Here is a 22,166-nt window from a genome sequence, read left to right as displayed (position 1 = left end):
TGTCACACGCCCGGCGGCAACTCTTCGTTCAGCGCATAGCCGGTGCCGCGCAGGGTACGGATCGCCTCGATGTTCGGCGCGATCGCCTTGAGCTTGGCGCGCAGCGTCTTGATGTGCGCATCCACGGTGCGGTCGAAGCTCTCGCTGGATTCGTCCCACACCTGACGCAGCAGCTCGTCGCGCGTGAAGACGCGGCCGGGGCGCTGCACCAAGAGCCGCAGCAGTCCGTATTCGTAGCGCGAGAGTTCGAGCAGGTGGCCGTAGTAGCGGATCTGCATGCGCTCGCTGTCGACCGCGAAGGGGACGGCGGGCGAGGGCGCCGATGCTGGCGCGACTGTTGGCGCGCTCTGCCCATTGCGGCCGCTGCGCCGCAGGATGGTCCGCACGCGCGCCACGAGCTCGCGCGGAGAGAAGGGCTTGGCCACGTAGTCGTCCGCGCCGAGCTCCAGACCCACCACGCGATCGATCTCGTCGCTACGCGCCGTGAGGAAGAGCATCGGCACCTGCGCGCCGCCCGGCAGCGCCTGCAGCCGCTTGAACAGCTCGAAGCCGCTCATGTCCGGCAACCCGATGTCGAGGATCGCCAGTGCGGGCGGCTCGGCGGTGAACTGCGCGATCGCCTCCTGCGCCGTCGGACACCACACCGGTACGAAGCCATCGGTGCGCAGCACGTACTGCAGGGTGTCGGCAATGCCGGATTCGTCCTCGGCGATCAGGATCCGGGGGTTGAAAAGCATGGCCCGGATGGTAGCCCGCCGTCGCGCGGGCTCAGGCCAGGTCGAAGCAGCATCCGGCGTAGTAGGGCTTGTCGCCGCCTTCGACGAAGGGCACCTCGATCGGCTTGCCCTCGTTGCGCCGGGCATCGCGGCGCACGTAGCCCGCCTGGGTCAGATCGGCAAAAAGCCGGTCGTGGTGCTCGATGCGATAGGGACACACCGCCACCCCGATGCTGTTGAGCGTGTAGATCGTCTTCTCGGGATGCACCGCCGCGGTGTTGACGATGATGCGCTTGGGCTTCACCGACAGCTCGGCCAGGATCTCCGAGAAGTGCTGCGGCAGGTATTGCAGGCTGCCGGAGGCATACAGGATGTCGCAGCCGCTCGCGTCGTGGACATCGGTGGTGAAACCGAGCTGGCCGGCGACCTGTCGCTGCGCTGCGACTTCGGCGCCGGCCTTGATCACGCCCGGCACGTCGCAAACCGTCCAGTGCAGGTCCGGCGGGTAGTTGAGCACGCGACGGAATGCGTAGTACTTGATGCCGATGTGCCCGCCCAGGTCGAACACCGTCCGCAGACCGCTGTCCAGGGAGCGACCCAGCCAGAAGAGGGCGGGGTAGTCGTAGAAGTAGATCTGGTGGCTGTAGAGGTTGGCCGCCTCGGGCGTGTCATAGCCGACCGTCTTGCCGGCCGGCACATGGGCTTCGGCATCCGCGAAGCTCTCGAAAGAGCCCATGAACAGGTTCTCGTCCCGGTTTTCGAGGAATTTGCGGCGGTAGCCGGATTCGCGAACCGAGGAAGGCAGAAGGCTGGAAAGCATGGCACCTCGTTGATGTCAGCGCAAACGACACATTTTGCACGTTGAAACATAAAGTATTCAACAGGCAATTGGTTTTCCGATGCTTCCGGGCCCTCCTGAACGGAAATCCTGTTGCTACTGCGCCTTGTATCCGGCGTTTTCGATGGCCACGATGATGTCCGCGCGTGGATGTTCGCTGACGACGTCCACGTGACCCGTCTCCAGGTCGACCGTGACCTGTGCCTTGGGATCGATGGTCTGTACCGCGTTCTGCACCAGATTGGCGCAATGCCCGCAGCTCATGCCGGTGACCTGGAATTTCTGGCTCATTGGAGTGGCTCCTTTTCCAACTGGATGACGAAAACCCCAAGTTTGAACCTTCTCACGGTCGCAATGTCCAGCGCGGGGCGCCGGGGCGCGGAAATCGACGGCTGTTCCTATTCCTCTCCTATTTCTCTTATTCTGATTAGTAGTAGTAGATAAAGGTCGCGTGCAGCTGTGGATATATCAATTTTTTCCTTTGGTGACAGCGACTTGCAGTTTCCCGTTCGCTGTGCGCAGCTGCGCTTCCGTGGCGTTTCGCGAACTGGAACAACTCGTGAAAGGGCGATCAGCCTGTGGACAACCTGTCGCTTGTGCCGAAACTGTCCCCAGGGTTGTGCTTTGACAGTCGCCAGAGATTGCGTGTACACGGTGTGAAATCGGTCGTGCGATGCTGCGCATGCTGTACAAACACAACCCCTTACCTTTCTCTTGCTGCTCGAGCTATGCGAATCCTCCTGGTTGAAGACGACGCCGTGTTGCGCGGCGTGATGCTGCGCAGCCTCGGTGACGCGGGGCACCGCGTCGATGTGGCGGCGAGCGTGGAAGAAGCGGAGCACCTCTGGCGGGTGCAGACGTTCGACGCGGTGCTTCTGGACTTGAATCTGCCGGCGACGCCGAGCCCGACCAGCGGGCTCGCGAGCGGCCTGACCGCATTGAGGCATGCGCGCCAGCGCGGTGACCGCACGCCGGTCCTGATATTGACGGCCCGCGACCGCACCGAGGAACGCATCGCCGGCCTCGATGCGGGCGCCGACGACTATCTCGGCAAGCCCTTCGATCTCGCGGGAAGTGGAAGCGCGTCTTCGCGCGCTGGTGCGTCGCGCCCAAGGGACGGAGGACATCTCGACCCTGGGCCGCCTGCGGCTGGACCGCCGCGCCCGGCGCTTCGGTGTCGGCAACGTCCCGCTCGATCTGCCTGCACGCGAGTTCGAGGTGCTGTGGGAGCTGATGAGCCCACCGGGCCGCACCATCAGCAAGCGCGAGCTGTCGGACAAGCTCTCGAGCTTCGACGACTCGTTGGGCGACAACGCGCTCGAAGCCTTCATATCGCGCCTGCGCAAGAAGCTTGTCGGCAGCGGCGCGGCGATCCGGACCTTGCGCGGCATCGGCTATCTGCTGGAAGCCGAAGTGTGACGCTGACCCCGCCGCGGAGACCGGCCGCGCCGTCGCTGACGACGCGCGTGCTGCGCGGCGTGCTGTTACCACTGGCGCTGACCTGGTTTCTCGGCACGGCGGTGGCGCTCTATCTCGCGAGCTATTTCACGCGGCAGGCTTTCGATCGCGCGCTGCTCGACGACGCCTATGCGATATCGGCCAACGTGCGGTCGGGGGAGCGAGGCATCGAGCTGCAGCTGTCGCCGCGCGAAGTCACGAACATGCTCTTCGACCAGGACGAGCAGGTATATTTTTCGGTGCTGCGGCCCGATGGATCATTGCTTGCCGGCAATCAGGGGCTGCTGGCGCCGCTGCCGGAAGAAGGTGCGCGGCATCGTTTCTCGCAGGTGAGCTATGGTGGTCAGCCGTTGCGGGCGGTGGTGATGAATCATGAGGGCCCCGATGCCTACAGCGTGGTGGTGGCGCAGACCACCACGGCGCGAAGCGTCCTGATCGAAAGGCTGCTTGCCTACTCGATCGCGCCGCAGATCGTGTTGCTGGCATTGCTTGCGGCCTGGCTGTTGCGTCACATCCGGCGCGAGCTTCGTCCGCTCGGTGAGTTGCGGCAGACGCTGGAGAAGCGCAATGCGAGCGACCTGAAGCCGGTGCCGGTCGCAAGAAGCTCGCGCGAGCTGGAGCAATTGGGCGATACGCTCAATGCACTGCTCGAAAGGCTGGCGCAGAGTGCGTCGGCGCAGCGCGAGTTCGCCGGCAACGTGGCGCATGAATTGCGCACGCCCCTCGCAGGCATCCGTGCGCTCGCGGAGTATGGGCTCGCGCAGCGAATCCGGCCGTGTGGCGCGAGCAGCTGCAGCAGATCGCGACCAGCCAGGCGCGTGCCAGCCATCTGGTGGACCAGTTGCTGGCGCTGGCGCTGGCCAACGAGAGGCGGACGGGCTTGCAGCAGCAGGCGGTGCGGCTCGACGAGCTGATTCGACAGGCGGTGCTGCGCCATCTGGCGCGCGCCGACGCCAAGGGTGTGGACCTGGGCGCGAAGGGCATCGACGAGCCGGTCACGGTGCAGGCGAGCATGGCGCTGGTTGAGGGCACGCTCGACAACCTGATCGACAACGCGCTGCGTTACGGCGGACGTACGATCACCATCGAACTGGATGGCAGGACCCTGAGCGTGATCGACGATGGCCCGGGCATTCCCGATGCGGCCCAGCGCGATCTGATGGAGCGATGGACGCAGGGGCCGGAGGGCCAGAAGCTCGGCGAAGGCGCCGGACTCGGCACGGCGATCGTGGCGCGCTACGCGAAGCTGCTCGGTGCCGAGCTCAGCTTCGCGAAGGTGTCTGAAGAAGGCGGGTTGCGCGTCAGCCTGGCGTTCGGGCCCGACTGACGCGACGCGCCCCGTGCCGGCGCGTCAGGCCAGCGCGGGATAGTCGGTGTAGCCCGCTTCGCCGCCGCCGTAGAACGTCTTGTTGTCCCACGGGTTGAGGGGTGCGCTCTCGCGCAGCCTGTGCACGAGGTCGGGGTTCGAAATGAAGGGCCTGCCGAAGGCGACGAGGTCGTCGCCTTCCTTCAACGCCTTCTCGGCGAGCGGCTTGTCGTAGCCGTTGTTCACCATCCATGCGCCTTTGCCGCCAGCCCGGCGATAGGCGGCCTTGAGCGCTTCGTAGTCGAAAGGCCGGTCGGCGATTTCGCGCGGGCCGCCGGTCGCGCCCTCGATGATGTGGATGTAGGCGAGGTTCAGCGCCGCGAGCTGGCGAACCACGTAGTCGAAAAGCGGCTGCGGGTTGTCGTCGTACACGTCGTTGGCGGGCGTCACGGGCGACAGACGGATGCCGGTCTTGCCGCCGCCAACCGCATCGACCACGGCGCGCGTCACTTCGAGCAGAAGGCGTGCGCGGTTCTCGATGCTGCCGCCGTAGTCGTCGGTGCGCTTGTTGCTGCCGTTCTTGAGGAACTGGTCGAGCAGATAACCGTTCGCGCCGTGGATCTCGACGCCATCGAAACCGGCCGTCTCGACCGCGTTGCGTGCGGCCACCGCATAGGCGTGCACGATGCCGGGCAGTTCGGCGGCTTCGAGCGCACGGGGTTCGGAGGTGTCGGTGAAGGTCGGGACGCCGTTCTTGATCAGCACGGTCTTGGTCTTCGCTGCGATCGCCGAAGGCGCGACCGGCTTGCCGCCATCGGGCTGGAGCTCGGTGTGAGAGACGCGGCCGACGTGCCAGAGCTGCACCACGATCTTGCCGCCCTTGGCGTGCACCGCGTTCGTCACATGTTTCCAAGCATCGAGCTGCTCGGTGCCGTAGAGGCCCGGAACGTCGGCATATCCCTGGCCCTGGTGGCTGATCGCGGTGGCTTCGGTGATCAGCAGGCCGGCGCTTGCGCGCTGCGCGTAGTAGGTGGCGGTGATGTCACGCGGAATGGCGTTGGGCGAACGGTTGCGCGTGAGCGGCGCCATCACGACGCGGTTGCGCAGATGCAGGTCACCGACCTGGATCGGATCGAAGAGGGAGGACATGTTGGCGTTGCTTGTTGTTGAGAACGAAGCGAGGGTAAACCCGGCAACGCATCCCCGCTGTCACGGGGTTGTCCGTTTGGTGGTAGGCGGGCGCGTTGGTGGCTTCGCGGCAGAGGCCACCGGGCGATTGAACGCCCGCCTGGGTGCCTATTTGACGAGGCCTTCCGCCTTCATCGCTTCCTGCACCGCAGGACGCGCGGCGACGCGGGCGTGCCACGCGGCGACGTTCGGGAAGCTGGAAAGATCGATGCCCATCGGCTTCGTCCAGTTGGTGACGGTGAACAGATAGCCGTCCGCGACGGTGAAGTGCTCGCCCATCAGGAACGCCTTGTCAGCGAGCTGGCCGTCGAGCCATTCGTAGCGCGACTGCAGCTTGGCCTTGAAGACGGCCTTGGCTTCTTCCGGCATGTTCGGGTTGAAGAGCGGCGAGAAGGTCTTGTGGATCTCCGTGCCGATGAAGGTCAGCCATTCCTGCAGGCGGTAGCGGGACAGCGTGCCGTTGGCCGGCGCGAGATTCTTGTTGGGCACGAGGTCGGCGACGTACTGCACGATCGCCGGGCCTTCGCGAAGGCGGGTGCCGTCGTCGAGTTCAAGCATCGGGACGTAGCCGAGCGGATTGATGCCGTAGTAGTCGGTGCCGTCCTGGAGCTTGTGGCTCTTGGTGCTCGCGAGCACCGGTTCGAAGGCGACCCCGGCTTCACGCAGCGCGATGTGGGGAGACAGCGAGCAGGCGCCCGGCGAGTAATACAACTTCATGCGAAAACCTCCAAAGGAATGTCGATCCGTGTTTTTGGAAAGGGGAGGCCGATGCTAGCGGGTTCGAGGGCATTGGCGAACTGCGGCGTGATGTGAGCTATCGCTAACATGATTTTTGCTATCAAATAGATAGCAACAGTTACAGCACTGGCTTTGTCCCCAAAGCGGTGAGTGGTGCCGCCGGCGATTAAAATCAGTGCCCCCTTTGCGCAGCGCACGCGGCAGTGCGCCCACTTCTCATGCTGTATCCCGAAGAATTCGATGTGATCGTCGTCGGCGGAGGCCATGCCGGCACCGAAGCGGCGCTCGCATCCGCCCGGATGGGCGCCCGCACGCTGCTCCTGACCCACAACATCGAGACGCTGGGGCAGATGAGTTGCAATCCGTCGATCGGCGGCATCGGCAAAGGCCATCTGGTCAAGGAAGTCGATGCGCTGGGTGGCGCGATGGCGATCGCGACGGACGAGGCCGGAATCCAGTTCCGGGTGCTGAATTCGAGCAAGGGTCCGGCCGTGCGTGCCACGCGCGCGCAAGCCGACCGGGTGCTCTACAAGGCAGCGATCCGGCGCCGGCTGGAGAATCAGCCGAATCTCTCGCTTTTCCAACAGGCGGTGGACGATTTGATGATCGAGGGTGATCGCGTCGTCGGCGCGGTGACGCAGGTGGGGATCGCTTTCCGTGCCCGCACCGTCGTGCTGACCGCGGGGACCTTCCTCGATGGCCGCATCCATGTGGGGCTGGACAACTACCAGGCCGGCCGGGCGGGCGATCCACCCGCGGTGAGCCTGTCGGCGCGTCTCAAGGAACTCAAGCTGCCGCAAGGGCGCCTCAAGACCGGCACGCCGCCGCGTCTCGATGGTCGCACCATCGATTTCTCGAAGTGCACCGAGCAGCCGGGCGACGGCATGCCGGGTGGGGCAGGGCCGATGCCGGTTTTCAGCTTCATGGGGCGCGCGGACATGCATCCGCAGCAGATGCCGTGCTGGGTGACCCACACCAATGCGCGCACGCACGAGATCATCCGTTCCGGCTTCGACCGCAGCCCGATGTTCACCGGCAAGATCGATGGCGTCGGGCCGCGGTACTGCCCGAGCGTGGAGGACAAGATCAATCGCTTCGCGGACAAGGAAAGTCATCAGATCTTCCTCGAGCCCGAGGGGCTGACCACCAACGAGTACTACCCGAACGGGATCTCGACCAGCCTGCCGTTCGACATTCAGTACCAACTGGTGCGTTCGATGGCCGGTCTGGAAAATGCCCACATCCTGCGTCCCGGCTACGCGATCGAGTACGACTATTTCGACCCTCGCGAACTCAAGAGCAACTTCGAGACACGCGCGATCCGGGGTTTGTTCTTCGCCGGGCAGATCAACGGCACCACCGGCTACGAAGAAGCTGCGGCTCAGGGGCTTTTCGCGGGCATCAACGCGGCGCTGCAGTGCAGGGGAGAGGCGCCTTGGCTGCCCCGGCGCGACGAGGCCTACTTGGGCGTGCTCGTCGACGACCTCATCACCAAGGGCGTGACCGAGCCGTACCGGATGTTCACCAGCCGGGCCGAATTCCGGCTCCAGCTTCGCGAAGACAACGCCGACATGCGACTGACCGAGGTCGGCCGCCAGCTCGGGCTGGTGGACGATGCCCGCTGGGACGCGTTCTCGCGAAAGCGCGATCTTGTTTCACGTGAAACAGAACGGCTGCGTTCGATCTGGGTGAATCCGCGCAATCTGGAAGCCGCCGAGTCAGAACGGGTGCTCGGCAAGGCGATCGATCACGAATACAACCTCGGCGACCTGCTGCGTCGGCCCAACGTGAGCTACGAATCGCTCATGTCGCTGGATGGCGGCAGGTACCGCTCGGACGAGGCACTCGGCGAGACGGAAATCGAACAGATCGAAATCGCGGCCAAGTATTCCGGCTACATCAACCGCCAGAACGACGAAGTGGAGCGGGCCGCGCATTTCGAGAACCTCAAGCTTCCGGAAGACTTGGACTACAGCCGGGTCAAGGCGCTGAGCATCGAAGTCCGGCAGAAACTCGCGAAGCACCGTCCCGAAACGCTGGGCATGGCGTCGCGCATCTCCGGTGTGACGCCCGCGGCGATTTCGCTGCTGATGATCCATCTCCGCAAAGGCGGGCACCGCGCGCTGCTGCGCGAGGCAGCGGCCGAAGCGCAGTCCGACGAATGAGCCAGAAGGAACAGCTGCGCCAGGGCGCCGAGGCGCTCGGCATCGCGCTGAGCGATCAACAGACGGAACGGCTCCTCGCCTACGGAGACCTCATCCTCAAATGGAACAAGGTCTACAACCTGACGGCACTCCGGGATCCGGCGGCCGTCCTCACCCATCATTTGCTCGACAGCCTGGCTGCCGTCGGCCCGCTTCAGCGCGAGCGGGAGGGGCGGCCAAGCTGCTCGACGTGGGCGCGGGCGCAGGATTGCCCGGTGTCGTGATCGCGATTCTTCGGGACGATATTCAGGTTACTTGCGTCGATGCCGTCGCGAAGAAAGCCGCCTTTATCCAGCAAGTGGCTTCGGAATTGGCCCTGCGGAATCTGCATGGCCTGCATGCGCGAGTCGAGACACTGACCGGCAGCTACGACGTCATCAGCTCGCGCGCCTTCGCGTCGTTGGCGGATTTCGTCCTCGGGTCCGTCCATCTTCTGGCACCGGAGGGCGTCTGGCTGGCGATGAAAGGGAAGGTGCCGAACGACGAAATCGCCCAGCTTCCGCCCCAGGCCGAAGTGTTTCACGTGGAACAACTGGTCGTCCCGGGTCTGGATGCCGAGCGCTGCATCGTCTGGATGCGAAAACCTGCCGGTTGAGCGGCTTGCTCCGCGTCGACCTCGCTTAGACTCGACGCATCCCCTTTTTGAGCAATTCGCATGTTCGGCATCGCTGACTACGGCGCGTTCGTCGCAGCCATCATCCTTTTTCTCGCGATTCCCGGACCGGGCAACCTGGCGCTCATCACTTCGACGAGCAAGGGCGGCATCCGCGGTGGATTGGCAGCGACTTTCGGCGTGATTTCGGGGGATCAGGTGCTCATGTGGGCCGCCGTCGCGGGCGTTGCCGCCTTGCTGAGTGCCTATCCGACCGCTTTCCACCTGGTTCAGTGGCTCGGCGCGGTCTATCTTGCGTGGCTCGGCTTCAAGATGGTCCGTACCAAGGCTGGCGCAGCGCCGATCCTCAACATCCGTCCCCGCCAGTATTTCCGGCAGGCGCTGACGATCACGCTGCTGAATCCGAAGGCGATCGTCTTCTACATGGCGTTTTTCCCGCTGTTCGTCGATCCGGCACGCCATCAGGGGCTCACGACCTTTGCGGTCATGGCAATGACCATCGCCTTCCTGACCTTCCTCTACGGCCTCACCGCTACGCTGTTGACGCACTTCCTGGCCGAGCGTGTCCGCGCGAACCCGCGTGTGACGGTCTGGCTGAACAAGATCGCCGGCATTTTCCTGATCGGCTTCGGCGTCCGGCTCGCGATCTCGAGGTAAGCCACGCGCCATGGCAAAGATCTTCTGTATCGCAAACCAGAAGGGCGGGGTCGGCAAGACGACGACCACCGTGAACCTGGCGGCCGGCTTGGCCAAGGTGGGGCAGCGGGTCCTGATGATCGATCTCGACCCGCAGGGAAACGCGACCATGGGCTCCGGCATCGACAAGCGGCAGCTCGAAACCACGGTGTACGACGTGCTGCTCGAGTCGGCTTCGGTGGCCGAGGTGCGGGTGACGTCCGAGAAATGCGGGTACGACGTGCTCGGCGCCAACCGCGAACTGGCCGGCGCGGAAGTCGAAATGGTCGCACTCGACCGGCGCGAAAAGCGCCTTCGCACCGCGCTTGCCGCGGTCGGCGCCGAATACGACTTCATCCTCATCGATTGCCCGCCCAGCCTGAGCCTGCTGACGCTCAACGGCCTGTGCGCGGCGCACGGCGTCATCGTGCCCATGCAGTGCGAGTACTTTGCGCTCGAAGGGCTGACGGACTTGGTCAACACCATCAAGCAGGTCCATGCCAACCTCAACAAGAACCTGCAGATCATCGGCCTGCTGCGCGTGATGTTCGATCCGCGCATCACGCTGCAGCAGCAGGTCAGCGAGCAGCTCAAGGCGCATTTCGGCGACAAGGTGTTCGACACCGTGATTCCGCGCAATGTGCGGCTCGCGGAAGCGCCGAGCTATGGCCTTCCCGGCGTGGTCTTCGATCCGCCAGCGAAGGGCAGCCAGGCGTTCATCGCCTTTGCAGAGGAACTCGTGCGGAAGATGCCGCCCGCCAGCGCCTTGGCCTCCGATACTTCCGCGCCCCCGGCGCCCACGCCAATGGATCCGCCGCCGGTGGTGGTCCATGCACCCGAAGAGACACCGGAATCCCCCTGAGGACCCCCACCACTCCATGCCCACCACGCTGATGACTTCTCCCCAGATCCTGTTGCTGCCCGGCTGGCAGAACAGCGACCCCGCCCACTGGCAGAGCCGCTGGGAAGCGATCTACGGCGACCGCCGTGTCGAGCAGCATGACTGGATGCGGCCCCTGCGCGGCGACTGGTCCGCGCGCTTGGAGGAGGAGGTCATCGCCGCGTCGGGGCCGGTGGCTATCGTGGCGCACAGTCTCGGCTGCGTCCTCGTCGCGGCCTGGGCGGCGCATTCCCGCAACGCCGGCAAGGTGCGGGCTGCGCTGCTGGTCGCGCCCGGCGACCTCGAGCGTGACGATCTGCGGCAGATGATTCCCGGCTGGGCCCCGATCGTGCGCCAGCCGCTGCCATTCCTGGCCCTGATGATCGCGGCCGACAACGACCCTTACTGTGCTGCCGAGCGCTCCCGCGAGTTGGCGCGCGACTGGGGCGCGAACTACATCGATGCCGGCGCATGCGGCCACATCAACAGCGAATCCGGCCTCGGCGATTGGCCCGAGGGCCGCGCGCTCCTGACCGATCTCCTGAAGGAACACTGATCTCCATGGCGACCAAAAAACCCAAGGGCCTCGGCCGCGGACTCGAAGCCCTGCTGGGCCCCACCTTCAACGGACCCGACAACGCCGGGCCGGATGATTCGGCGCCGCCGAGCCCGACGTCGCTGAATCTCGACCAGATGGTGCCCGGCGTCTACCAGCCGCGGACGCGGATGGACGAGGGCGCGCTCTATGAACTCGCCGAGAGCATCAAGGCGCAGGGGATCATGCAGCCGATCCTCGTCCGCCGCCTGGACACCGATGCCGCACGCGCGAAGAACGCCGAATTCGAGATCATCGCAGGCGAGCGTCGCTTCCGCGCCGCCCGGCTTGCCGGTCTGGAAAGCGTCCCGGTGCTGGTCCGCGACGTGCCCAATGAAGCCGCCGCCGCGATGTCACTCATCGAAAACATCCAGCGCGAAGACCTCAATCCCCTCGAAGAAGCCCAGGGTTTGCAACGACTGGTCGTTGAGTTTGGGCTCACTCACGAATCCGCTGCCCAGGCGGTCGGACGTTCCCGAAGCGCCGCCAGCAACCTGCTGCGCCTGCTGAATCTGGCCGAGCCGGCGCAAGCGATGCTCATGGCCGGCGACATCGACATGGGGCATGCGCGCGCGTTGCTGTCGCTCGACAAAGGCACCCAGATCACGGCCGCAAACCAGATTGCCGCGAAGAAGATGTCGGTTCGCGAAACCGAGGCGCTGGTGAAAAAGCTGGCAGCGGAGTTCAGCCTGACGCCGACATCGCGCCGTGGGACTCCCGAGAAATCACGCGACCTGCTGCGCGTGGAAGAAGAACTCGCCGACCTGCTCGCCGCCGAGGTCGAGGTGCGCATCAAGAAGCGCAGCAAGCGTGGCGGGCGCGTGGAAGAGAGCGGTGAACTCGCGATCCACTTCGGATCGCTCGACGCCCTCAATGGCCTGATCGACCGCATCCGCCAAACCGCCTAGCGCCACGACGGCCAAAGCCAGGAATCCCGCGGAACCGGCTTCGCCGGGCCGCCGGGATTGCCCCCTGAAAGGGGTGCCCGAGCCACACGAAGTGGGCGAGGCTGGGGGTCAGCCCTAAAGGCTGAAGATTTTTCCGGGGTTCATGATGTTCTTCGGATCGAGCGCGCGCTTGATTGTCCGCATCACGTCCACCGCACCGGCGCCGGCTTCGTCGACCAGGAAGCCCATCTTGTGCAGGCCCACGCCATGCTCGCCGGTGCAGGTGCCTTCGAGCGACAGCGCACGCGCCACGAGCGCATGGTTCAGCTTCTCGGCCGTCTCGCGCTCCTTCGGATCGTTGGGGTCCAGCAGATAGCCGAAGTGGAAGTTGCCGTCGCCCACGTGGCCGACGAGGAAGTAGGGGATGCCGCTCGCATCGGCTTCCGCCACCGATTCGAGCAGGCAGTCGGCCAGCCGCGAGATCGGCACGCAGGTGTCGGTGGAGATCGCGCGGCAGCCCGGGCGCGATTGCACCGCGGCGAAATAGCTGTTGTGGCGCGCAGTCCAGAGGCGAGTGCGCTCCTCGGGCGTGCTGGCCCACTCGAAGGCATTGCCGCCGTGGCCGCTGGCGATCTCCTGCACCGTCTCGGCCTGCTCCTTCACGCCGGTGGGGGAGCCGTGGAATTCCATCAGCAGCATCGGCTCTTCGCGCAGGCTGAGCTTCGAATACGCATTGACCATGCGCACCGTGTTCACGTCGATCAGTTCGACGCGCGCGATCGGCACGCCGAGCTGGATGGTCTCGATCGTGGTGCGCACGGCCGCCTCGATGCTCGGGAACGAGCAGATCGCCGCCGAAACCGCCTCGGGCAGCGGATAGATCCGCAGCGTGATCTCGGTGATCACACCCAGCGTGCCTTCGCTGCCGACGAACAGGCGCGTGAGGTCGTAGCCGGCGGAAGACTTCTTGGCGCGCGTACCGGTGCGGATGATTTCGCCGCTCGCAGTCACCACTTCGAGCGACAGCACGTTCTCGCGCATCGTGCCGTAGCGCACCGCGTTCGTGCCGCTTGCGCGCGTGGCGGACATGCCGCCGATCGAGGCATCGGCGCCCGGGTCGATCGGGAAGAACAGGCCCGTGCTCTTGATTTCCTCGTTGAGCTGCTTGCGCGTGACGCCGGGCTGCACCGTCACCGTCAGATCGTCGGCGTTGACGGAGAGCACGCGGTTCATGCGGCTCACATCGATGCTGATGCCGCCCTGCACCGCCAGCAGGTGGCCTTCGAGCGAGGAGCCCACGCCGAAGGGAATCACGGGCACGTTGTAGGTGCTCGCCAGCTTCACCGCGTCGGCCACGTCCTGCGTGGTCTCGGCAAACACGACGGCAGCAGGCGGCGGCGCTTCGAAGGAGGATTCGTCACGGCCGTGCTGGGTGCGCACCGCCATGGCCGTCGAACATTGATCGCCGAAGCGGGCCTTCAGGGCGTCGATCAGTGCATCGGGCACCTCGCGCAGCGCGATCTCGGGCGTCAGGTGGGACAGTGCGGTGGGGGCGTTCATCGGCGGACTCCTGAAGGCGTCTAACATTCTACGAACCGCACTCCTGAAAGAAGACAGGGACATTCCATGGGCAACCGCCTTACCCAGATCGCGACACGCACCGGCGACGACGGCACCACCGGCCTCGGCGACAACACCCGCGTGCCCAAGGACCACCTGCGCGTGCAGGCCATGGGCGACGTGGACGAGCTCAACTCCAACGTCGGCGTGCTGCTGTGCGAGCCGATGCCGGGCGCAGTGCGCGAGCTGCTCGTCGACGTGCAGCACCAGTTGTTCAACCTCGGCGGCGAGCTGTCGATGCCGGGGTACACATTGCTCAAGCCCGAGGCACTGCTGCAGCTCGACAACGCGCTCGCGGACCACAACGCGGCGTTGCCGCGTCTGGCGGAATTCATCCTGCCGGCCGGCACGCGCGGCGCGTCGCTTGCGCATGTGTGCCGCACCGTCGCCCGCCGCGCCGAGCGCGCCGTCGTGGCGCTTGGCAGGGTGGAAGAGATCAACGACACGCTGCGCCGCTACCTGAACCGCTTGAGCGACCTGCTCTTCGTGCTGGCCCGTGTGCTCAACCGTGTCGACGGCGGCGACGATGTCTACTGGAAGAGCGAACGCATGGCGCGTGCGGCCGAATCCGAATCGAAGGAAACCCACTCATGACTTCACGCAACAAGAACCGCCTTTCTGTCCTTGCACGCGCCGCCGCGTGCTTCACGCTCGCAGCCGCAGGCCTGTTCCCGGCCCCGGCCGCATTCGCGAACACCAGCGACAGCAAGGTCCTGGGCGGCATCGAACGCGGTGCGAATGCCGCGGGCCACGGCATCGAGCGCGGCGCCGACGCCACGCGCCGGGGCGTCAACAACACCGCCGAAAAGGCAAGCGCACCCGTGCGGCGCTGGGGCGAAAGCCTGGGGCGCAAGCTGCCGCACGGCTCGCACCATGCGTCGCCGCCGGCGGTCGGCCCGCAGGGCAACGCGCCCTGAACTCGTTCAGGAGGCGGGGGTTGCGACCTGCGCGCAGACGTTGCGGCCCGTGATCGTGAGCCGCAACCCGCCGCCGTGCCATTCGAGCCAGTTGAGCCTCACGTAGGCTTCGATGTCGCTGTCGTCGATCCGGCCGGCCTGATGCTGCCGCAGATGGCCCACCGTGGCGGGCAGGGCTTGCCGCAGCCGTTCACGCTCCGTGGTTTCGGCGTTCGCCTTCGAGGATGCGCGAGTCTGAGAAATCGATGCCATGGTTTGATTCTTGATCGTCGGATCGCTGGAACAGAACCTAAGCAATGTACGCGCCTTGTGTGACGTGTCACGGGCGTATTTCTCGTTTTCGCAGAGGACAAACACCGAGCCCGACGCCCGGCAACGCCTGCTATTTGCGGCTGCGCAGCAGTTTGCTCACCTCGTCCACGTTTTCGCCGATGCGCTTGCGCACCACTTCGAACGCCTCCGATTGCGACTTGGCGGCCATCTCGGAGAGCTCGCGGATGTCGTCGAGCGCCTGCTTGAAGGCGGCCTTGCCCATCGCGTCGAGCTTGGCGAGGTTCTCGCGCGGTTCACCGGTCGACATGCCCTTGACGGTGTTCTGCCACTCCTGGATCGATGTCTTGAGCATCTCCGTTTGCCGCTGCACCACGGCCTGCAGGCCCTGGTAGGACTTCTCGTTGGCTTGCACGAGCGCCTGCAGGTCCTTGCGTCCGCCTTCGACGATCGCGCCGGCCGCACCGGCAAGGGGCAGGTTCTGGAGCCGCTCGGCCATGCCCTTCAGCGGCTTGACGAAGACGTCCTGGATGTCGTCGGCGGCGCTGCCGCGCGTGGAGCCCGCCTTTTTCGCGGCGGTGGTGCTCGTTCTGCTGGTTGCCATGGTGCGATGTCTCCGGTTGATGTTGGGGCTGCCACGATACGCCCACAGGGCCTTCCGATGGAAGCCCCGAATGCGCATTCGGGGCTCCGGTGAACCACTGACCTGGATCAAGCTCATCGCCATCGCGGCGCGCGCCCTGGCGCTTGTCTTGCCATGGATCAAGCTTTCTCGTGCCGCGCGCCTCGACACTGCCCTCGGCTGCCGACGCACCTTTTTCGACGTCGGCCAACTCTGGAGCAGCTGATACATGCATAGAAATTGTCCGCGCGCATTGATTGCCGTCGCCGTCCTCGGCACATGGGGCGCATTGCCCGCACAGGCGCAGGAAGCGCAAGGCAACTGGCTGGTGCGTGCACGCGCCGTGCGCATCGATACCGCCAACAAGTCCGACCCGATCCCGGCGCTGGCCATTCCATCGGATGCGATCACGGTCAGCAACAAGACCATTCCCGAAGTCGACATCTCCTACTTCTTCACGCCCAACATCGCGGCGGAGCTGGTGCTGACCGTGCCGCAGAAGCACACCGTCACGGTGCAGCAGAGCGCGCTGGGCGGGCCGGTCGACATCGGCACCTTCAAGCAACTGCCGCCGACGCTGATGCTGCAGTACCACTTCATGCCCGACGCGAAGATCCGTCCCTATGCGGGCGCGGGCGTGAACTACACGCGCATCAGCTCGGTGAATCTCTTCGTGCCGACCGTCGGCCGTCTGGACCTCGACCAGAACAGCTGGGGCCTCGCGGTGGGCGGCGGCGTGGACATCGAGCTCGCGAAGAACTGGTTCCTCAACTTCGACGTCAAGAAGGTGCAGATCCGCACCGACGTGACCCAGTTCGGCCAGAAGCTCTCGACAGTCAAGGTCGACCCCTGGCTTTTCGGCGCGGGCATCGGCTACCGCTTCTGATGACGCGCACATCCGGTGCGGCGCCCTGTGATGCGGCGTCGATGGCAGACAGGCTGAAAGCGCTCGCCGCGAAGTCGGGCCTGCGCAGCTGGACGCTCGCGGGTCGCGAACTGCTGCCCGTCGTGCAAGGCGGCATGGGCGTCGGCATCTCGGCGGGCGGTCTCGCCGGCACGGTCGCGGGGCTCGGCGGCATCGGCACGGTGTCGTCGGTCGATCTGCGGCGGCTGCATCCGGACCTGATGGCGAAGACGGCCCACCTCGAGGCCGAGCCCGATGCGGGCCCGCGTATCGATGCAGCCAACCTGGAAGCGCTCGGCCGCGAGATCGGCCTTGCGCGCAGCCTGTCGGGCGGGCGCGGCCTGCTGGCCGTGAACGTGATGAAGGCGCTCTCCGCCTATGCGGCGCAGGTGCGCCACGCACTGGCCTGCGGCATCGACGCGCTGGTGGTCGGGGCGGGCCTGCCGCTGGACCTGCCCGATCTTGCGAAGGACCATCCGAAGGTCGCGCTGATCCCGATCCTCTCCGACGCACGCGGCGTGCAGCTGATCGTGCGCAAATGGGAGAAGAAGGGACGCCTGCCCGACGCGATCGTGATCGAGCATCCGCGCCTCGCGGGCGGTCATCTCGGGGCGGCGAAGGTGGGCGACCTCCACGATCCGCGATTCGACTTCGAGGTCGTGCTTCCGCAGACGCAGGCCTTCTTCAAGTCGGCCGGCATCGAAGGAAAGATCCCGCTGATCGCCGCTGGCGGCGTCGGCACCCAGGAGGACATCCGCCGCCTGCAGTCGCTGGGCGCGACGGCCGTGCAACTCGGCACCGCCTTCGCGGTCACCACCGAGTGCGATGCCGATCCGAAGTTCAAGCAGGTGCTGGCCGATGCCCGGCCCGAGGACCTCGTCGAATTCACCAGCGTGGCAGGCCTGCCCGCGCGCGCGGTGCGCACCAAGTGGCTCGCGAAGTACATGCGGCTGGAGCCGAGGCTGAATGCCAAGGTCCACAAGGAGACTGAATGCACCATGCGCTTCGACTGCCTGGCCCACTGTGGGCTGCGCGACGGAACGCCGGGCTGGGGCAAGTTCTGCATCGACAAGATGCTCGGCCATGCGTTGTCGGGGCAGACCGAGCAGGGCCTGTTCTTCCGCGGTGCGGGCAAGCTGCCCTTCGGCAGCGAGATCCGCTCGGTGCAGGAACTGCTGCAGTGGCTGCTCGGCGGACTGCGTCCCGCGCCGCTGACGGGCGTGGCCTAGAGCCATGAAGCGCGACGACGAGGTCCCGGGCCGACTGCCGGTGCAGCCGATCAGCCGGGACGTGCTGGTTCAGAAGTACCTCAAGCCCGGCGAACAGAGCGCCGACGACCTGTTCCAGCGGGTCGCGGCGGCCTTGGCCTCGGTGGAAACCGAAGAGCTGCGCGAGAGCTGGCGGCAGCGCTTCCTCGCGAACCTGCACGCGGGCGCGATCGGCGCGGGCCGCATCATGAGCGCCGCCGGCACCGGCCTCGAAGCCACGCTCATCAACTGCTTCGTGCAGCCGGTGGGCGACTGCATCCAGGGGCAGGATGCGGACGGCTACCCCGGCATCTACGAAGCCCTGCGCGAAGCCGCCGAAACCATGCGGCGCGGCGGCGGCGTGGGCTACGACTTCTCGCGCATCCGGCCGCGCGGTGCGGCGGTGCGTGCCACGGCTTCGCTCGCCTCGGGGCCGTGCAGCTACATCGACGTGTTCGACCGCTCGTGTTCCACGGTGGAGAGCGCGGGCGCGCGGCGCGGCGCGCAGATGGGCGTGCTGCGCATCGACCATCCCGACGTGCTGGAGTTCATCACCGCCAAGCGCACGCCGGGGCGCTGGAGCAACTTCAACGTCTCTGTTGCGGTCAGCGACGCCTTCATGCGGGCGCTCGAGGCCGGCGAGGGCTGGGCGCTGGTGCATCGCGCGCCACCGGGCCCGGCCCTGATCGCGCAGGGCGCGGTGAAGGAGGGCGACCGGTGGGTCTACCGCCGCCTGCCCGCGCGCGAACTGTGGGACACGGTGATGCGCTCGGCCTACGAGTTCGCCGAGCCGGGCATCCTGTTCACCGACACGATCAACGACGACAACAACCTGCGCGCGCTGGAGCGCATCGACGCCACCAATCCCTGCGGGGAGCAGCCCTTGCCGCCCTACGGCTGCGGCGACCTCGGGCCGGTGATCCTGCCGCGCTTCGTGCGCCATCCGTTTTCGATCGGCGGCCAGGCCGCATTCGATTTCGACGCCTTCGGCGCGGCCGTCGCGGTGCAGGTGCGCGCACTCGACAACGTGCTCGACCTGAGCTTCTGGCCGCTGCCGCAGCAGCGTGCGGAGGCCATGGCCAAGCGGCGCATCGGCGTCGGCTTCACCGGCCTGGGCGACACGCTCGCGATGCTGTGCCTGCGCTACGACAAGCCCGAGGGCCGCGAGATGGCCGTGCGCATCGCACGCACGCTGCGCGACGCGGCCTATGCGGCCTCGGTCGCGCTCGCGTGCGAGAAGGGCGCCTTCCCGGCCTTCGATGCGCAGAGCCATCTCGCGCCCGGCACCTTCGCGAGCCGGCTCGATCCTGCGTTGCAGGCACAGATCCGCAAACACGGCCTTCGCAACAGCCATCTGGTCTCGATCGCGCCCACCGGCACGGTGAGCCTCGCTTTCGCGGACAACGCATCGAACGGGATCGAGCCGGCCTTCTCGTGGACCTACCGCCGCAAGAAGCGCGAGGCCGATGGCAGCGTCAGCGAATACCAGGTCGAGGACCATGCATGGCGGCTCTACCGCTTCCTCGGCGGTGACACCGATCGATTGCCGGCGTATTTCGTCTCGGCGCTCTCGATGCCCGCTTCAGCGCACCTCGCGATGATGGAGGCGGTGCAGCCTTACGTCGACACCGCGATCTCCAAGACGGTGAACGTGCCGGCCGAGTTTCCCTACGACGAGTTCAAGGGGCTCTACCAGCAGGCATGGAACGCGGGCCTCAAGGGGCTCGCGACCTACCGGCCCAATACCATCGTCGGTTCGGTGCTCGACGCCGCGCCCGCGCAGTCGGCCGATCCGATGCGCGCGCAGATCGAGCGCCGACCCAAGGGCGCATTGAACGCGCTCGCCGACAAGATCGAGTACTGGACCTCGCAGGGCCGCCAGACGCTGTACCTCGTGGTGTCCTTTCTGCCGCTCGCCGACGGGCGTGAACGCGCGGTCGAGTTCTTCATGCCGGTGGGCCAGAACGGCGAGTCGCAGCAGTGGGTCACCGCCAGCATGCGCCTCTTGTCGCTGGCCGCGCGCGGCGGCTTTCTCGATCGCGCGCTGGCCGACATGCGCAAGGTGGCGTGGGATCGCGGGCCGGTGCGCCTCGGCCACTATCGCAAGGCCGACGGAACGCGGGTGCCGCAATGGCACGACTCCGAAGTCGCGGCCATCGCCTTCGCGATCCAGAATCTGATTGCGCGGCGCGGCAACCTGGAGGAGGGGGCGTCGCAGGATGCCGCATCTTCTTCCGAAGCGCCCGTGCCGATGGCCGGTGCGAAGTGCCCCGAATGCGGCGCACACGCCATGATCCGCAAGGACGGCTGCGACTTCTGCACCCAGTGCGGCCACGTGGGAAGCTGCGGATGAGGTTGCCGGCGGTGCTGCGCGGTCTTGGCAGCGGCCTCGTGCTGGGGCTCAACACGCTGCTGGGCTTCTCGCTGATGGTCGTGCCGGCACTGTGCAAGCGCGTGCTGCCGGCCGGTTCGCTGCGCACGGCCTGCGATCGGCTGCTGAATGCCATCGCCGGCAACTGGGTGGCCGTCAACAACGCCTGGATCGCGGCCGCGTGCCGCGAGCCGTGGCGACTCCGCGGCCCCGGCCTCGAGGGGTTGAAACGAAACGGCTGGTACTTGGTGTCCGTCAACCACCAGAGCTGGGTCGACATCCTGGTGCTCCAGCGGGTGTTTCACGGGCGCATTCCGTTCCTCAAGTTCTTCCTCAAGCAGCAACTCATCTGGGTGCCCTTCATTGGCCTGGCCTGGTGGGCGCTCGACTTTCCCTTCGTGAAGCGCGGCGGCGATGCGCGCACGCAGCGCGGCGATCTGGCCGCCACGCGCGCGGCCTGCGAGAAGTTCAAGCGCATTCCCACCTCGGTCATCAACTTCGTCGAAGGCACGCGCTTCACCACCGCGCGTCACGCCGGCCAGCACAGCCGCTATCGCCATCTGCTGGAGCCCAGGATCGGCGGCGTCGGTGTGGCGCTGCAGACGATGGGCGAGCGCTTCGACGCGATGCTGGACGTCACCATCGTCTATCCGGACGGCACGCCCAGCTTCTGGGATCTGCTGAGCGGCCGCTTGCGGGCGGTGACGGTGGACGTGCGGCAGCGGGAGATTCCTGCCGCGCTGGTCCGGCTCGACGCGTCCGCCGACAGGGCCTACCGCCAGCGTCTGCGCGAATGGATCGAGCTGCAGTGGGCCGAGAAGGATTCGCTCATCCCCATGTTGTTGAAGGAGTCACCCCATGTCGCAGGACGCTGAAGTGGTCATCGTCGGCGCGGGTCCCGCAGGACTCGCCATGGCCATCGCGCTGCACGACGCCGGCTTCGGCGTCACCGTGCTCGACATCCAGGCGCGCGATGCGCTGGCTGCGCCGCCCGAGGACGGCCGCGAGATCGCGCTGACCCATTCGAGCGCCGCCACCCTGCGCGCGCTGGGCCTCTGGCATCGGTTGCGGGCCGAAGAGATCGGCGAGATCCGCGAGGCCCGCGTGATCGACGGCGACCGGCACGACGCAGCCCTGCGCTTCAAGTCCGGCATGGAACTGGGCTGGATCGTGCCCAACCACGCCTTGCGCCGCGTGAGCTTTGAAGCACTGGCCGAACGGCCGGCCGTTCGCCTGCGGGACTGCACACGGCTGCTCGATGCCCTGGCCTCGCCCGCGCAGGTGGATCTGCAGATCGAGAACGTGGCCGACGGCACGCGCGAGGCCCTCCGCGCGCGCCTTTTCATTGCCGCCGACAGCCGCTTCTCGGCGGCACGCCGGCATCTCGGCATCGCCGCCGACATGCATGACTTCGGCCGCACCATGATCGTCTGCCGCATGCGCCATGCGCTGCCACATCACCACGTGGCCCATGAGTGCTTCGGCTACGAGCGCACGCTGGCGGTGCTGCCGCTCGCGGGCGACCTGTGCTCGGCGGTGATGACCGCCGACACCGCCTCGGCGGCGCGGCTCATGGCCCTGCCGGCGGCCGAGTACGCCGCGCTCGTGGGGACGCAGTTCGGCGGCCGGCTCGGCGCCATGGATCTCGTGGGCGAGCGCTTCGCCTACCCGCTCGTCACGGTCCTGTCGCGCCGCTTCGCGGCCGAACGCAGCGCGCTGATCGGCGACGCGGCGGTGGGCATGCACCCGGTCACTGCGCATGGCTACAACCTCGGACTGCAGAGCGTGGCCGCGCTGACCCGGGTCCTGCGCGACGCACGCGACCAGGGCCGGGACATCGGCGACGCCGGCGTGCTGGCCGGCTACGAGCGCGCCCATCGCCGCGATGCGGCGGTGATGTACCACGGCACCAATGCGGTTGCCAAGCTCTATGCGGGCAATGGCGCGATGCAGCGGGTGGCGCGTCGGTGGCTTCTCTGCGGCGCGCAGAATCTGCCGCTCCTGAAGACCGCGATCATGGCGCGGCTGACGGGGCGCGGCGGGCTGCAGCCGCCGCCCGTGTCATTGCGGCTGGGCGACCTGACGCAGCACCGCTGACCCGGCGAGCGCAAGCGGGC

Annotated in this window: 24 protein-coding genes and 2 pseudogenes; 17 read left to right on the top strand and 9 right to left on the bottom strand. The window is 66.5% G+C overall.

The genetic code is table 11. The features are described from left to right. Positions 1-2 precede the first annotated feature (2 nt). The 3 genes from creB to ACQ858_RS21920 form a co-directional block, all read right to left on the bottom strand. The gene (creB, locus tag ACQ858_RS21930) at positions 3-737 is read right to left on the bottom strand and encodes a two-component system response regulator CreB (RefSeq protein WP_431274627.1); all 735 of its coding nucleotides are present in this window, start codon (positions 735-737) and stop codon (positions 3-5) included. A 31-nt stretch (positions 738-768) separates the two neighbouring features. Then, a complete protein-coding gene (locus tag ACQ858_RS21925) occupies positions 769-1,536 on the bottom strand; it encodes a TIGR04325 family methyltransferase (protein WP_431274626.1) in 768 nt (255 codons plus the stop codon). A gap of 114 nt (positions 1,537-1,650) precedes the next feature. Then, positions 1,651-1,845: a heavy-metal-associated domain-containing protein gene (locus tag ACQ858_RS21920; RefSeq protein ID WP_088952214.1), complete on the bottom strand. Its 195-nt coding sequence runs from the start codon at positions 1,843-1,845 to the stop codon at positions 1,651-1,653. 437 nt (positions 1,846-2,282) lie between these two features. Here ACQ858_RS21920 and ACQ858_RS21915 point away from each other — a divergent pair. From ACQ858_RS21915 to ACQ858_RS21905, 3 genes and pseudogenes are all read left to right on the top strand, one after another. Next, a pseudogene (locus tag ACQ858_RS21915) lies at positions 2,283-2,973 on the top strand (response regulator transcription factor). Further along, positions 2,970-3,926, top strand: coding sequence for a sensor histidine kinase N-terminal domain-containing protein (locus ACQ858_RS21910; protein WP_431274625.1), 957 nt, complete (start codon positions 2,970-2,972; stop codon positions 3,924-3,926). The pseudogene ACQ858_RS21915 and the gene ACQ858_RS21910 overlap by 4 nt, the downstream one beginning before the upstream one ends. Next, entirely contained in the window at positions 3,845-4,339 is a 495-nt protein-coding gene (locus ACQ858_RS21905) for a sensor histidine kinase (protein WP_431274624.1), read from the top strand. The genes ACQ858_RS21910 and ACQ858_RS21905 overlap by 82 nt, the downstream gene beginning before the upstream one ends. 24 nt (positions 4,340-4,363) lie before the next feature. Here the strand turns inward: ACQ858_RS21905 and ACQ858_RS21900 are convergent, their stop codons facing one another. From ACQ858_RS21900 to ACQ858_RS21890, 3 genes are all read right to left on the bottom strand, one after another. Further along, on the bottom strand, positions 4,364-5,467 hold the full coding sequence (locus ACQ858_RS21900) for an alkene reductase (RefSeq protein WP_431274623.1): 1,104 nt from the start codon (positions 5,465-5,467) through the stop codon (positions 4,364-4,366). A gap of 147 nt (positions 5,468-5,614) precedes the next feature. Then, positions 5,615-6,223 carry a glutathione transferase GstA gene (gene gstA / locus ACQ858_RS21895; RefSeq protein ID WP_431274622.1) on the bottom strand — a complete coding sequence of 203 codons (609 nt, stop codon included), beginning with the start codon at positions 6,221-6,223 and terminating at the stop codon, positions 5,615-5,617. Next, positions 6,220-6,510, bottom strand: coding sequence for a hypothetical protein (locus ACQ858_RS21890; protein WP_431274621.1), 291 nt, complete (start codon positions 6,508-6,510; stop codon positions 6,220-6,222). Before ACQ858_RS21890 ends, gstA begins: the two co-directional genes overlap by 4 nt. On the opposite strand from ACQ858_RS21890, the gene mnmG reads away from it, so the two are divergent. From mnmG to ACQ858_RS21860, 6 genes and pseudogenes are all read left to right on the top strand, one after another. Beyond that, positions 6,463-8,409, top strand: coding sequence for a tRNA uridine-5-carboxymethylaminomethyl(34) synthesis enzyme MnmG (gene mnmG, locus ACQ858_RS21885; RefSeq protein WP_431274620.1), 1,947 nt, complete (start codon positions 6,463-6,465; stop codon positions 8,407-8,409). The two genes, ACQ858_RS21890 and mnmG, sit on opposite strands and share 48 nt — an antisense overlap. Continuing rightward, positions 8,406-9,043 (top strand): annotated as a pseudogene (gene rsmG / locus ACQ858_RS21880) (16S rRNA (guanine(527)-N(7))-methyltransferase RsmG). The gene mnmG and the pseudogene rsmG overlap by 4 nt, the downstream one beginning before the upstream one ends. Before the next feature lie 60 nt (positions 9,044-9,103). Then, positions 9,104-9,718, top strand: a complete 615-nt coding sequence (locus ACQ858_RS21875) for a LysE family transporter (RefSeq protein WP_431274619.1) — start codon at positions 9,104-9,106, stop codon at positions 9,716-9,718. Positions 9,719-9,728: 10 nt separating this feature from the next. Then, complete coding sequence (locus ACQ858_RS21870; RefSeq protein ID WP_431274618.1) at positions 9,729-10,598, top strand: ParA family protein; 870 nt, start codon at positions 9,729-9,731, stop codon at positions 10,596-10,598. A gap of 31 nt (positions 10,599-10,629) precedes the next feature. Beyond that, positions 10,630-11,172, top strand: coding sequence for an RBBP9/YdeN family alpha/beta hydrolase (locus ACQ858_RS21865; RefSeq protein WP_431276921.1), 543 nt, complete (start codon positions 10,630-10,632; stop codon positions 11,170-11,172). 5 nt (positions 11,173-11,177) lie between these two features. Continuing rightward, on the top strand, positions 11,178-12,119 hold the full coding sequence (locus ACQ858_RS21860) for a ParB/RepB/Spo0J family partition protein (protein WP_431276920.1): 942 nt from the start codon (positions 11,178-11,180) through the stop codon (positions 12,117-12,119). Positions 12,120-12,233: 114 nt separating this feature from the next. Here the strand turns inward: ACQ858_RS21860 and ACQ858_RS21855 are convergent, their stop codons facing one another. Then, on the bottom strand, positions 12,234-13,658 hold the full coding sequence (locus ACQ858_RS21855) for an FAD-binding oxidoreductase (protein WP_431274617.1): 1,425 nt from the start codon (positions 13,656-13,658) through the stop codon (positions 12,234-12,236). 66 nt (positions 13,659-13,724) lie between these two features. Between ACQ858_RS21855 and ACQ858_RS21850 the strand changes: the two genes are divergently transcribed. Together ACQ858_RS21850 and ACQ858_RS21845 are read left to right on the top strand one after the other, a co-directional pair. Next, positions 13,725-14,312 (top strand): cob(I)yrinic acid a,c-diamide adenosyltransferase, encoded by a 588-nt coding sequence (locus tag ACQ858_RS21850; RefSeq protein WP_431274616.1) that lies wholly within the window; start codon positions 13,725-13,727, stop codon positions 14,310-14,312. Further along, complete coding sequence (locus ACQ858_RS21845; RefSeq protein ID WP_431274615.1) at positions 14,309-14,635, top strand: hypothetical protein; 327 nt, start codon at positions 14,309-14,311, stop codon at positions 14,633-14,635. The genes ACQ858_RS21850 and ACQ858_RS21845 overlap by 4 nt, the downstream gene beginning before the upstream one ends. Positions 14,636-14,641: 6 nt before the next feature. Here ACQ858_RS21845 and ACQ858_RS21840 read toward each other — a convergent pair whose 3' ends face one another. Next, a complete protein-coding gene (locus tag ACQ858_RS21840) occupies positions 14,642-14,887 on the bottom strand; it encodes a hypothetical protein (protein ID WP_431274614.1) in 246 nt (81 codons plus the stop codon). 130 nt (positions 14,888-15,017) lie between these two features. After that, a complete protein-coding gene (gene phaP, locus ACQ858_RS21835; protein ID WP_431274613.1) occupies positions 15,018-15,509 on the bottom strand; it encodes a TIGR01841 family phasin in 492 nt (163 codons plus the stop codon). A 70-nt stretch (positions 15,510-15,579) separates the two neighbouring features. Here phaP and ACQ858_RS21830 point away from each other — a divergent pair, with 70 nt between their 5' ends. The 6 genes from ACQ858_RS21830 to ubiM are packed head-to-tail and all read left to right on the top strand — an operon-like array spanning position 15,580 to position 22,146. Further along, the gene (locus ACQ858_RS21830) at positions 15,580-15,753 is read left to right on the top strand and encodes a hypothetical protein (protein WP_431274612.1); all 174 of its coding nucleotides are present in this window, start codon (positions 15,580-15,582) and stop codon (positions 15,751-15,753) included. Positions 15,754-15,756: 3 nt separating this feature from the next. Beyond that, entirely contained in the window at positions 15,757-16,413 is a 657-nt protein-coding gene (locus ACQ858_RS21825; protein ID WP_431274611.1) for an OmpW/AlkL family protein, read from the top strand. Between the two features lie 41 nt (positions 16,414-16,454). Next, the gene (locus ACQ858_RS21820; protein WP_431276919.1) at positions 16,455-17,660 is read left to right on the top strand and encodes an NAD(P)H-dependent flavin oxidoreductase; all 1,206 of its coding nucleotides are present in this window, start codon (positions 16,455-16,457) and stop codon (positions 17,658-17,660) included. A gap of 4 nt (positions 17,661-17,664) precedes the next feature. Continuing rightward, positions 17,665-20,031, top strand: coding sequence for an adenosylcobalamin-dependent ribonucleoside-diphosphate reductase (locus tag ACQ858_RS21815; protein WP_431274610.1), 2,367 nt, complete (start codon positions 17,665-17,667; stop codon positions 20,029-20,031). Continuing rightward, entirely contained in the window at positions 20,028-20,924 is an 897-nt protein-coding gene (locus ACQ858_RS21810) for an acyltransferase (protein ID WP_431274609.1), read from the top strand. The genes ACQ858_RS21815 and ACQ858_RS21810 overlap by 4 nt, the downstream gene beginning before the upstream one ends. Further along, entirely contained in the window at positions 20,908-22,146 is a 1,239-nt protein-coding gene (ubiM, locus tag ACQ858_RS21805) for a 5-demethoxyubiquinol-8 5-hydroxylase UbiM (RefSeq protein ID WP_431274608.1), read from the top strand. Before ACQ858_RS21810 ends, ubiM begins: the two co-directional genes overlap by 17 nt. Positions 22,147-22,166: the final 20 nt, after the last annotated feature.

Origin of the sequence: Variovorax ureilyticus (assembly GCF_050632185.1) — a bacterium.
Lineage (GTDB): Bacteria > Pseudomonadota > Gammaproteobacteria > Burkholderiales > Burkholderiaceae_C > Variovorax > Variovorax ureilyticus_A.
Note: the sequence above shows the minus strand (reverse complement) of the source record. Positions and strands in the feature narration are given on the sequence as shown.

What these genes read in the sequence shown, in the direction of transcription:
- ACQ858_RS21920 (WP_088952214.1), bottom strand. Translation starts at nt 1,845, where the DNA reads ATGAGCCAGAAATTCCAGGTCACCGGCATGAGCTGCGGGCATTGCGCC.
- ACQ858_RS21860 (WP_431276920.1), top strand. Translation starts at nt 11,178, where the DNA reads ATGGCGACCAAAAAACCCAAGGGCCTCGGCCGCGGACTCGAAGCCCTG.
- ACQ858_RS21870 (WP_431274618.1), top strand. Translation starts at nt 9,729, where the DNA reads ATGGCAAAGATCTTCTGTATCGCAAACCAGAAGGGCGGGGTCGGCAAG.
- creB (WP_431274627.1), bottom strand. Translation starts at nt 737, where the DNA reads ATGCTTTTCAACCCCCGGATCCTGATCGCCGAGGACGAATCCGGCATT.
- ACQ858_RS21840 (WP_431274614.1), bottom strand. Translation starts at nt 14,887, where the DNA reads ATGGCATCGATTTCTCAGACTCGCGCATCCTCGAAGGCGAACGCCGAA.
- ACQ858_RS21845 (WP_431274615.1), top strand. Translation starts at nt 14,309, where the DNA reads ATGACTTCACGCAACAAGAACCGCCTTTCTGTCCTTGCACGCGCCGCC.
- ACQ858_RS21850 (WP_431274616.1), top strand. Translation starts at nt 13,725, where the DNA reads ATGGGCAACCGCCTTACCCAGATCGCGACACGCACCGGCGACGACGGC.
- ACQ858_RS21815 (WP_431274610.1), top strand. Translation starts at nt 17,665, where the DNA reads ATGAAGCGCGACGACGAGGTCCCGGGCCGACTGCCGGTGCAGCCGATC.
- ACQ858_RS21810 (WP_431274609.1), top strand. Translation starts at nt 20,028, where the DNA reads ATGAGGTTGCCGGCGGTGCTGCGCGGTCTTGGCAGCGGCCTCGTGCTG.
- ACQ858_RS21865 (WP_431276921.1), top strand. Translation starts at nt 10,630, where the DNA reads ATGACTTCTCCCCAGATCCTGTTGCTGCCCGGCTGGCAGAACAGCGAC.
- ACQ858_RS21855 (WP_431274617.1), bottom strand. Translation starts at nt 13,658, where the DNA reads ATGAACGCCCCCACCGCACTGTCCCACCTGACGCCCGAGATCGCGCTG.
- ACQ858_RS21820 (WP_431276919.1), top strand. Translation starts at nt 16,455, where the DNA reads ATGGCAGACAGGCTGAAAGCGCTCGCCGCGAAGTCGGGCCTGCGCAGC.
- ACQ858_RS21890 (WP_431274621.1), bottom strand. Translation starts at nt 6,510, where the DNA reads ATGGCCTCCGCCGACGACGATCACATCGAATTCTTCGGGATACAGCAT.
- mnmG (WP_431274620.1), top strand. Translation starts at nt 6,463, where the DNA reads ATGCTGTATCCCGAAGAATTCGATGTGATCGTCGTCGGCGGAGGCCAT.
- ACQ858_RS21825 (WP_431274611.1), top strand. Translation starts at nt 15,757, where the DNA reads ATGCATAGAAATTGTCCGCGCGCATTGATTGCCGTCGCCGTCCTCGGC.
- ACQ858_RS21875 (WP_431274619.1), top strand. Translation starts at nt 9,104, where the DNA reads ATGTTCGGCATCGCTGACTACGGCGCGTTCGTCGCAGCCATCATCCTT.
- phaP (WP_431274613.1), bottom strand. Translation starts at nt 15,509, where the DNA reads ATGGCAACCAGCAGAACGAGCACCACCGCCGCGAAAAAGGCGGGCTCC.
- ubiM (WP_431274608.1), top strand. Translation starts at nt 20,908, where the DNA reads ATGTCGCAGGACGCTGAAGTGGTCATCGTCGGCGCGGGTCCCGCAGGA.
- gstA (WP_431274622.1), bottom strand. Translation starts at nt 6,223, where the DNA reads ATGAAGTTGTATTACTCGCCGGGCGCCTGCTCGCTGTCTCCCCACATC.
- ACQ858_RS21830 (WP_431274612.1), top strand. Translation starts at nt 15,580, where the DNA reads ATGCGCATTCGGGGCTCCGGTGAACCACTGACCTGGATCAAGCTCATC.
- ACQ858_RS21900 (WP_431274623.1), bottom strand. Translation starts at nt 5,467, where the DNA reads ATGTCCTCCCTCTTCGATCCGATCCAGGTCGGTGACCTGCATCTGCGC.
- ACQ858_RS21925 (WP_431274626.1), bottom strand. Translation starts at nt 1,536, where the DNA reads ATGCTTTCCAGCCTTCTGCCTTCCTCGGTTCGCGAATCCGGCTACCGC.